This is a genomic window from uncultured Brachyspira sp. (genome assembly GCF_949287625.1).
Classification (GTDB): Bacteria; Spirochaetota; Brachyspiria; order Brachyspirales; family Brachyspiraceae; genus Brachyspira.
The window spans coordinates 1-10,201 of record NZ_CASEGO010000145.1 but is presented as its reverse complement, the minus strand read 5'-3'; the positions used below and the strand labels follow the sequence as shown (position 1 = coordinate 10,201).

At 26.8% G+C, this 10,201-nt stretch carries 9 protein-coding genes; 5 read left to right on the top strand and 4 right to left on the bottom strand.

Features of this window, described 5'->3' with window-relative positions; all coding sequences use genetic code 11:
• The first annotated feature begins 293 nt into the window (after positions 1-293).
• From Q1X91_RS14670 to Q1X91_RS14650, 5 genes are all read left to right on the top strand, one after another.
• Positions 294-977 carry a response regulator transcription factor gene (locus Q1X91_RS14670; RefSeq protein WP_020005531.1) on the top strand — a complete coding sequence of 228 codons (684 nt, stop codon included), beginning with the start codon at positions 294-296 and terminating at the stop codon, positions 975-977.
• A gap of 7 nt (positions 978-984) precedes the next feature.
• Entirely contained in the window at positions 985-2,742 is a 1,758-nt protein-coding gene (locus Q1X91_RS14665) for a HAMP domain-containing sensor histidine kinase (protein WP_300759185.1), read from the top strand.
• A 78-nt stretch (positions 2,743-2,820) separates the two neighbouring features.
• On the top strand, positions 2,821-3,030 hold the full coding sequence (locus Q1X91_RS14660) for a cation transporter (protein ID WP_300759183.1): 210 nt from the start codon (positions 2,821-2,823) through the stop codon (positions 3,028-3,030).
• Between the two features lie 11 nt (positions 3,031-3,041).
• Entirely contained in the window at positions 3,042-3,626 is a 585-nt protein-coding gene (ruvA, locus tag Q1X91_RS14655) for a Holliday junction branch migration protein RuvA (protein WP_300759180.1), read from the top strand.
• An 89-nt stretch (positions 3,627-3,715) separates the two neighbouring features.
• Entirely contained in the window at positions 3,716-4,219 is a 504-nt protein-coding gene (locus Q1X91_RS14650) for a GNAT family N-acetyltransferase (RefSeq protein ID WP_300759178.1), read from the top strand.
• Between the two features lie 45 nt (positions 4,220-4,264).
• Here Q1X91_RS14650 and Q1X91_RS14645 read toward each other — a convergent pair whose 3' ends face one another.
• The 4 genes from Q1X91_RS14645 to Q1X91_RS14630 form a co-directional block, all read right to left on the bottom strand.
• On the bottom strand, positions 4,265-5,068 hold the full coding sequence (locus Q1X91_RS14645) for a hypothetical protein (protein ID WP_300759177.1): 804 nt from the start codon (positions 5,066-5,068) through the stop codon (positions 4,265-4,267).
• 741 nt (positions 5,069-5,809) lie between these two features.
• Entirely contained in the window at positions 5,810-7,372 is a 1,563-nt protein-coding gene (locus Q1X91_RS14640; RefSeq protein WP_300759176.1) for an FGGY family carbohydrate kinase, read from the bottom strand.
• Between the two features lie 57 nt (positions 7,373-7,429).
• A complete protein-coding gene (gene recN / locus Q1X91_RS14635; RefSeq protein WP_300759175.1) occupies positions 7,430-9,154 on the bottom strand; it encodes a DNA repair protein RecN in 1,725 nt (574 codons plus the stop codon).
• A complete protein-coding gene (locus tag Q1X91_RS14630; RefSeq protein WP_300759174.1) occupies positions 9,154-10,023 on the bottom strand; it encodes an NAD(+)/NADH kinase in 870 nt (289 codons plus the stop codon). The genes recN and Q1X91_RS14630 overlap by 1 nt, the downstream gene beginning before the upstream one ends.
• Positions 10,024-10,201: the final 178 nt, after the last annotated feature.

Sequence of the window (10,201 nt, the reverse complement as noted above, 5' to 3'; positions counted from 1 at the left end):
AAAGAATACATTCTACTTTAAATTATGATACTCCTATGCTATACTTTAAGAAATTAAGGAATACTTAAATGCAATATGTATGGAACCCGTGCAAAATTTAATATTTTTTACTTAATATTAGCTATGAAAGTTATTATATTAAATAAAATACGAATGATTTTTTTAGCGGCTATAAAAAATTTTGACAAAAAATAAATTTTTATTATATTATTATTGTATATAAGTTGTATATTAATAGCATAAAATATGCAGTTTATATAACAAAAAATTATATTATTTTGGTAGTTTAGATTATGAATAAAGAACTTATTTACTCAGTAGAAGATGATGACAACATCAGAGATCTTATTAAGTATACCGTTGAGGAAGCAGGATATACTATAGAATGTTTCTCAAATGGTAATGACATGCTTGAAGCGTTAAAGAAGCAGACACCTAATTTGGTGCTTCTTGATATAATGCTCCCAGACATAGAGGGTACAGAGATATTAAAGATTATTAGAACAGATTATGCCCATCTGCCTATTAAGGTGATAATGCTTACAGCAAAGGCAAGCGAAATTAATATTGTTACAGGGCTTAATTTAGGTGCAGACGACTATATGCCTAAACCTTTTTCTGTTCTTGAACTTCTTGCAAGAATTAAAGCTAATTTAAGAAAAAAAGATGTCAGACTTGATGCAGAAGAGCTTACTTTTGGTGAAATAAAACTAGTAGTTAAAAAAAGAAGCGTTTTTGTTGGGGAGAGGCAGGTTATTTTAACACAGAAAGAATTTGATTTGCTTAAACTTTTAATGGAAAATGCCAATAATGTAGTTGATAGAGAAACTATGCTTGAAGAAGTATGGGGTGTAGATCATTCTATGGAAACAAGAACTATTGATATGCATATAAAATCTATCAGACAAAAACTCGATTTAACTAAAGAAAATATAATAACTGTCAGAGGTATGGGGTATAAATTGACAGAAGCATAAAAATACTATGATTAGGAATATATTTTATAAATCATTACTTATTCTTATATTATCAAGTGCATTAATGTTTATAGGAATACTATTTACTGTTCAATATAATAATATTATGTACAGTCAGGTTATGATATTAAATATTATGGATATGCTTGAAAAAGAAATTGATTTATATGATGTACAAACAGAAGATGCCTTTAGAAAGTTTGTGCTTCAATCGGATAAAGAGGAACTTAGGATAAGTATAATATCTACTAATGGAATGGTTGTAGCAGATACTCTTACAGATACTTCTAAAAATCCTATGGGAAATCATACTAATAGAAGCGATGTAATAGAGGCTCTTCATAGTATTGAAAATAAGCCTGCTTTTTCTATACATACATCTATAAGCCAGAAAACACCTTATATGTATGTATCAAAAAAGATTAAGGCTGATGATGATAGAGATTATATATTAAGAATTTCAATACCTATAGATTCTGTTAATAAATATTTAATAAGTTTTTTATTTACTGCAGTTATGGTTATAGGTGTTGTTATTATAATTATGGCACTGGTACTTCCTTTGATGAGCCGAAATATAATGATTCCTTTTTATATGATAAAAGAAACTCTTGATAATATTTATAATAATAAATCGGCTGCCCCCAAGAACCTGACGGGTTATAATGATATTAATACTATTCTTTATGATATTAATGAGCTAGCTATTAGTCTTAATGAAAATATTACAGGTTACCAGACTGAAAAAGAAAAACTTAAATATGTACTTGAAAATATAGCACAGGGTATTATAGCTGTTAATAAAAATAAAGAGATATTTTTTATTAATCAGTATGCGGTTGATTTGCTTGAAATATCTGACAGTAATATAAAAAATTTAAGTGAAATCATAAAAAGCAGTGAAGTAATAGAGAGAATTGATAATGCTATAGAGTTTAATAGGTTTTCCAAATTTGATGTGAAAGAACATACTATGGATATAGAAATTACTATTATACCTATACGTAATAATGAAAATATATCAGCATTAATAAAATTTGAAGATGTTACAGATATAAGAAAAGTAGAGATAGAAAAGCAGGATTTCTTTATCAATGCTTCTCATGAATTGAAAACTCCTCTTACTTCTATAATAGGATACTCTGAACTTCTTATTGCTACAGGCGGCGGTAAAAATCAGGCTGATTTTATTAAGCGTATAAATAATGAGGCTTTGAGAATGAAAGACCTTGTTATAGATATGCTCACATTAAGCAGAATAGAGGCTAACTGGAAAGAAACTATTGATGAAAAGATAGATATTAAGGATATTATACTTGATGTTTTTGAAAGCAATAAAATAAAGGCAGAACAAAGAGAAATAAATATAGAGTTGGATATAGAATCTGCATTTATAATGGCTAATAAAGAAAAGATTACAGAGGTAGTTAATAATTTGGTTGATAATGCTATAAAATATACTGATGACGGCGGAAATGTAAAGGTATTTTTGAAACAAAAGGCTGATAAAGCGGTATTTACGGTTAAAGATACAGGCTGCGGAATAGCTCCTCAGTATCTAAACAGGATATTTGAAAGATTTTTTAGAGTAAAAAATAATAAATATCTTAAAGTTCATGGTACTGGACTTGGACTTACAATAGTAAAAAATATATGTAATTACTACAATGCTGACATACATATAAAAAGTGAAGAGAATGTCGGAACCGAGATGAGTGTTGTTTTTAATTTGTATAAAGAAGAAACAGAAAAAATAAATAAATAATATTGTTTTTTATATTGCAAAATACCCTTATCTAGTATATAATTTTGTTAGATGATTAAAACAAAGGAGTATTAAAAAATGAAGAATATAACTATAAAAATAAAAGGAATGGGATGTCAAAACTGTGTTAAAGCTGTTACAGAAGAATTAACTGCCTTAGATGGTGTAAATAAAGCTGATGTAAGTTTGGAAAAAGCATGTGCTGAAGTAGAATATGATGAATCTAAAGTAAGCACTGATAAAATGCTTGAAGTGATAAAAGAATTAGAATACGAGCCTAGTTTATAATAATATTTTTTATGTTTGCTTTTATAGAAGGTAATGTTCAGATAATATCCGAGGGTGTCATAGCTCTTGTTTGTAATGGTGTTGGGTATGAGATTATAGTATCAAGAAAACTTGAAGTAAAAAATGATGATAAAATAAGACTCTATACTCAGCTTATACATAAAGAAGATGCTATGATACTTTACGGTTTTCTTACTAGAGAAGAAAAAAAAATGTTTTCTACGCTTATAGCAGCATCAGGGGTTGGACCTAAACTTGCTATGGAGATACTTTCTACGTATTCAATTAATGATCTTATGCATATACTTTTTAATAAGGATATTAATTTATTAAAAAAAGTTCAGGGTATGGGATTAAAAAAGGCTGAAAAACTTTTATTTGAACTTAGAGACAAAATAGAAAAGATTGATATTAATATTTCTTCTTCATCAATTCAAAATTATAATGATAATGAAAGCGATGTTATAAAGGCTTTAATATCATTAGGGTTTTCAAATAATGAGGCTGTTAAGGCTTTATCTGCTATAGAAAATAAAGATAACATGTCGGCTGAAGATTTGATAAGTAATGCTTTGAGAAATTTAAGTTCTATATAATAAAAAATCATTTTTTAAAATAATTGAAAATAAATAGTTATTGATATATAATAATAGTAATTAATAATGATTATTATTAGGATATTATTATGGATATAGTTGTAAAAAAAGCCGAATTAAAAGATGTTTTTGATATAAGCAAGCTTCATGCTATATGCTGGAAAGATACTTATAAAAATATTATACCTGATTCATATTTAAAAAGAATATATTTAGATGATTGGTGTGCTGAGTTTGAAGAGGGTATTAATAATAAAACAAGAGAGGCTCATATTGCATATATCGATGATAAACCTATAGCAGTTATTTCTCATGGAAAAAGCAGATGCAGTATGGAAGGCTACGGAGAGATAATATCCTTGTATGTACACCCAATATATCAGGGTTCTGGAATAGGTACTTTGCTTCTTGAAGAGGCTTTGAAATATATGAAAGACTTGGGTTATACAAATATATGTCTCTGCGTTTTTGATAAGAATGAGAAGGCGAAAGAGTTTTATCAAAAAAACGGGTTTAAAGATTCTGGAAATAAAAATAGTCTAAAAATAGATGATGAAGATATAGAAGAAGTTATTTATGTTTATGATTTGTAATAAATATATTTATGTGCTTAATGTTTTAAACTAGTGTGATATATTTTATAAATATGAATATGCTTTTATATAATGGGATAATAAAAGAGAAATTATAAATGATAGTAATATTATCATAGAAACCATAATAAACATTTGAATTTTAAATTTAAATAAAATAGCTATTACAATAGAAGATATTATTAAAGATAAAATCAAAGATATTATATAACCGACATTTACAAATATAAATCTGCTCCAAGGATTCATAAACTTTGATGACATTATATTGAAAACTGAAAGTATAGCTGATGATAGTAAAGAGTTTGATATACTTAATAAAATAATAATGTATTTATATTCATAAAATAAATATAATGCTATAAAAACTGATGCATACACAAATGATATTAATAATATGTTTGAAATGCATTTAATGTTAAAGAAATGTTTATTTTCATTTATAAAAATTTTTTCTAATATAAAATATACTGTATTAGCTAGTATTATAGAAATAAAATTCATAATAGGAAGAAGTGCATATATATAATCAAATACTGCGGCTTTATTAAATATAATTTTTGTAATTAAAATATATAAAATTAATGATATAACAAAACCAATAAAAGAGAATAGAGTTTTATTTTTTATTTCTTTTTTATAATTTTTGAAAATATTAGTATAAACTGTACGGGAATTAATAAACATAAATACTGAAAAGAAACCAAATAAATATACTGCATTAAATGTTATTAAATTAAAATTATTTATATTAAGTAATGCTGTTAAATTTATTAAAGCTGATATTAAGGAGATTATTAAATTAATCCTTCCTTTATATTTATATATTGGAGATGCATATCTATTCATAATATATCCTTAAATATTAAAATAGTTTTTGAACAAGTCTATTATAAACGCATACATTTATATTTAAATTATAATATTTCATTTGTTTATACTAAAAATTTTTGAGTTTGTCAACAGCGAGCTCTCCCTCATCTTCGTTTGGGACGCACGGTATTATCTTCCATTATCAAATGTCAACGCGACCGAACGAAGTTAGGAAGTACCCGAGACGAAGTCCGCCTGTGGTGAGGGTATGCGGCTGATTACCTATTATTAGACTTGTTTCAAAAGTAAATCAATAGGTAATTTACTATTTTAATTTTTAGTATTTTTTATTTTATAAGTGGGGCTTTGCCCCACACCCCACTTCTTTTGGTGACCCAAAGAAGCAAAAGGACTGCATATTTGTATACTAAAATAATAAATTATAAAACATGTAAAACATTATTTTTATAATTTATAAATTATGAAAATTTTATATATAATCTTGTCAAGTACTTTTGAAACAAGTCTATTATAAAAAATAAATTATTTATTTTACATTTAAAACTTATTTTATTAAACAACTAATAATACTTTATGCTATTTTATAACTTATAATTACATTTATCAATAACTCAAAATCGGCAAACTATATTTATTTAGGTATATTTCAAAAAATTAAGAAATACTTAAATGCAATATCTGCAATTAATATACCTTTATTTACAATTATATATAGTAATTTTTTATGAATATCTATACAACTATCACAAAGCAAGATTATAACTGCTTAATAATATCTTCATATCTTTCTTTTAAGATTTTCATATAATTATGATATTTATTTGCAAGCATCAAATCAGGCTCTATTACATTATTATCAATTAAAGAAGCTCTAATTTCATCTAAAGAAACTTGTTTTTTCAAAAGAAGTACAGCAGACAAAGCAGCACCTAAAGAAGCCCCAACGGAAGGCAGTATTTTTATAGGAGATTCCCAAATATTTGCTATTATTTTTACTATTTCTTTATTGTTTGAAGCTCCTCCGGTAACAGCAAGATCTATTTTATTATCATCTCTATTTTTATGAGTAAATTTGCTTAAATATATCTCTAATAATCCTAAAGAACTTAAAACTATACCTTTATAATCATCATCAAATGAAGGAGTTTCATAATATCTTTTTATAGGAAATGCTTTGCTTATAGGAGCAGATTCATTTTCTTTCTGCCACAGCATTATTGGAAGATTGTCATTATTTTTTTCTAAAGATTTTTCAGCTTCTTTGTATGTTCTGTCATAAGAGTTCATAATTTCATCTAAAACTATACTTCCGTTTGTTCTGCATAATATCATAAAAGGATTATCTATACCGTCATACATATTATTAGCAGCACCTGAATAATCTCTTGTGTTTTCATCTATATCAAGCATATAAACAAAACTTGTTCCTAATGATAATATATCGCCTTTATATAAAACTTTTGTCTGAGGATTATCTCCGCTTCCTATACCGACTATACATTCACTGTCAAAACCGTATCTTTCTATAAAGTATTCAGATATATATCCAGCAAAACTAGAAGGAGCATCGATCTCTCCTAATTTTTGTTTTAGATCACTTGATATAGTATTTAATAATGTGTCATTCCATTCTCTTTTATTATAGTCCATTAAACTTGTACCAGAAGCATTACCAAAGTCTGCAGGTACATCATCTTTGGCAGTTAATACTGAGGCTATGAATGTATTTAATAAAAATATTTTGTATGTATTTTCTGATAAGCCTTTGTTATGGTCAAAATAGTATTTTATAACAGCACCTGTAAATCTAAGAGGAGAGTTTGAGGCAGTTATTTGTATCATTTTTTCTTTTCCGCCTGCCGCTTCTCTTAATTCATTGGCTTCTTTCTGTGTGCAGGAAGTTCTCCATATAGGTGCGGCATTATATGAATATGAATCTTTAAAGATATCCATTAAACCTTGATTTGCTGATGATTTATCTCTTAACTTCTCTAAATTATATTTATATTTTTCAGCTAAATAAACATGTCCATGCTGCTGTACTGATATTTGTATTGCTTTTATGTCTTTTATACTGCATTTTTGTTTAAGTTCATCAAATGCTTTATTTAGTGCCGCTAAAAATATATTAGGGTCTTGTTCAGCTTTTCCCTTTATATTAGAATAAATTAAAAGGCTATTTTTATTCATAGATGTTTTTTTTATTTCTTCTAATGAGTTAAAAGCTATAGATATATTTAATTCATTTTTTTTAGTTTCATAATTTAAAATACTTAGAGTTACACTTTGAGTGCTTAAATCTATTCCCAATGTATACATTTTTTACTTCCTGATATTTTATAAATTGATTGTATTATTTTTTATGATATGTATTAATTATATAATTTTTTTATTATTTTCAGCATGTTCTAATAATTCTTCAGCATGCTTTATGCTTGCTTCTGTAATTTCTTTTCCAGTTATCATTCTTGCAATTTCATTAACACGCATAGAATTGTCTAATTCTTCTATAGTAGAAGTTACAGTATCTTCGCCTTCATTTTTTGTAACTTTAAAATGATTATTAGCATATATTGCAATTTGTGCCAAATGTGTAACACTTAATACCTGTTTCCTTTTTGAAAGAGCAGCTATTTTTTCTCCTATTACCTCAGCAATTCTTCCGCCAACTCCAACATCTATCTCATCAAAAACGCATGTCTCACAGTAATCTCCTAAAGAAAGTACATTCTTTAATGAAAGCATTATTCTTGATATTTCGCCTCCGGAAGCAATTTTTCTAAGAGGCTGATATATGCTCTGTTTATTCGGTGCTATTATAAACTCTATATTGTCTATTCCGTTAGAATTGGCTTTTATATTCGAGCCGTCAATATTTAGTATTCCTTCATCATCTTCATCTAAAGTTATTTCAACATCAAATTTTGTAGATGACATTCCTAAATCATTCATCTCTTTTTCTATTGCCTTTATAAATTCATCTTTTCTATTGTGCCTTATATCCGATATTTCTTTAGCAAGTATTGAAGTTTTTTCTCTTAAAGATTCTATTTCTTTTTTTAAATTTTCAATATCTTCTTCTGAGAAATTTAAAGATTCTAGTTTTTCTTTGGCATCTTTGGCGTATGATATAATTTCTTTAATATTAGATCCGTATTTCTTTTTAAGATTATTTATAAAGAAAAGTCTTTCATTAAGCATCTGAAGTTCTTCAGGGTCAAATTTTGTTTTGGATCTTATTTCTGTTAATACGCTTTTTATATCCTCAAGGTTTAATGTTATTCCTTCTATCTGCGAAGCAATATCCGAAAGTCTGCTGTCATATTTTGATACTGCCTGTAATGCTCCTATACTTCTTGTAAGTTTTGTATAAGCTCCAGACTCGCTCCCGAATATATCTTTATTTATAGAAGAAAGCGATGAAGCTATGCTCTCAGCATTTGACATCATTGTTATATCGTTTTTTATATCTTCATCTTCATTAGGTTTTAATTTTGCTTTTTCTATTTCGTCTATTGCATATTCCAAAAAAGATTTTTCTTTTAGAATGGAGTTTTTATTCTGTGATATTTCATTGTATTGTCTTATAAGTTTTGTTAATTTATAATAATGATTTTTATAATTTTCAAGTTTATCTTCTATATTTAGATAACTGTCATAAAAATTAATATGATTTGCAGGATTAAAAAGAGACTGATGTTCATGCTGTCCATGAATATCAACTATTAAATCTCCAAGCTCTTTTAATTCAGCAACTTTTACTCCTACATTATTTATAAATGATTTGCTTTTTCCGTCTTTAGTAATTTCTCTTTTTATAGTAAGCTCATCATTATTAATTTCTATATTCCATTCTTTTAATTTATTTTTTACTATTTCTGAAGATGACTGAAGTTTGAAGTTTCCAGTAACAATAAGTCTGTCTCCGTTAGAGCCTACCATTCTTATAGAACCTTTTTCACCTGTAATAAGTTCTAAAGCACTGATTATAATACTTTTTCCAGCTCCAGTTTCTCCAGTAAGCACATTAAAACCGCTGCTGAAATTAATTTTTAATTTATCTATCAAAACAAAATTTCTTATTTCAAGATATTTAAGCATTATCTGCCCCAATTAAGTTTATTTCTAAGTATATCATAAAACAGTCTGTTAGCACTTTGAAATATATAACAGCTTTTATCACTTATTTGTGCCTTTATTTTATCATAATTTTTAAATTGGCATATATCATATCCGTCTATAATAACCATAGCTTTTAGAGATTTTTCTGTTAATTCTAATTCTATAGTATCATGTTTTGGAATAACCAGCGGTCTGAATGTAAGCGAATGCGGAGCTATAGGTACAAAAGATATGGCATCAATACTAGGCGACACTATAGGACCGCCGGCACTTAATGCATATGCAGTAGAGCCCGTAGGTGTAGCTATTACTACTCCGTCTGCTACTATTGAAGATATAAGTTTGCCTGATATCATAATATTAATATATATAGCCCTTCCAGAACATTTGCTGAGTACAAGTTCATTAACAGCTAAATATTCTTTAATAACTTTTTTATTAGTAGAGTATATACTTACAGATAATAAAGTTCTAGGCTCTATTTCATAAAGTGTTTTTTTACCTTCAAAATATTCATTAAGTATCATATATGCTTCATTTGGAGGAATCTCTGATATAAACCCGAGTGTGCCGTTATATATTGGAAGTACAGAAATATCATATTTTATAGCTATTTTTAAAGCAGATAATAAAGTACCGTCTCCGCCAATAGATATAAGCATTGATACATCTCTTAATTTTCTTATAGCCTTTTTAATATTCATATAAGTAGATATATCATAATCTATTATAATAGCTTCTATATCATATTTTTTTAATATTTTTTTAATATTTTTTAGAATGCAAGCAGGATCGCCTCTAAGCGTATTTACTATAATTCCTATTTGCTTTTTTGCTTTGTTATTCATATTAATTTAATTAAAACTCAAAAAATAATTCATTTGATTATATCAAACTGTTTCTAATATATCAAGTTATATATTGATAATTTTTTGTTTAAGAGCCATAGATATTGCACAGTTTTAGTTTAAAAAAAGGAGGTATTCCTTATAATTTAAATTATCACAACAAACAAAAAGGAATAGC

What these genes read in the sequence shown, in the direction of transcription:
- Q1X91_RS14640 (WP_300759176.1), bottom strand. Translation starts at nt 7,372, where the DNA reads ATGTATACATTGGGAATAGATTTAAGCACTCAAAGTGTAACTCTAAGT.
- Q1X91_RS14645 (WP_300759177.1), bottom strand. Translation starts at nt 5,068, where the DNA reads ATGAATAGATATGCATCTCCAATATATAAATATAAAGGAAGGATTAAT.
- recN (WP_300759175.1), bottom strand. Translation starts at nt 9,154, where the DNA reads ATGCTTAAATATCTTGAAATAAGAAATTTTGTTTTGATAGATAAATTA.
- Q1X91_RS14630 (WP_300759174.1), bottom strand. Translation starts at nt 10,023, where the DNA reads ATGAATAACAAAGCAAAAAAGCAAATAGGAATTATAGTAAATACGCTT.
- Q1X91_RS14670 (WP_020005531.1), top strand. Translation starts at nt 294, where the DNA reads ATGAATAAAGAACTTATTTACTCAGTAGAAGATGATGACAACATCAGA.
- Q1X91_RS14665 (WP_300759185.1), top strand. Translation starts at nt 985, where the DNA reads ATGATTAGGAATATATTTTATAAATCATTACTTATTCTTATATTATCA.
- Q1X91_RS14650 (WP_300759178.1), top strand. Translation starts at nt 3,716, where the DNA reads ATGGATATAGTTGTAAAAAAAGCCGAATTAAAAGATGTTTTTGATATA.
- Q1X91_RS14660 (WP_300759183.1), top strand. Translation starts at nt 2,821, where the DNA reads ATGAAGAATATAACTATAAAAATAAAAGGAATGGGATGTCAAAACTGT.
- ruvA (WP_300759180.1), top strand. Translation starts at nt 3,042, where the DNA reads ATGTTTGCTTTTATAGAAGGTAATGTTCAGATAATATCCGAGGGTGTC.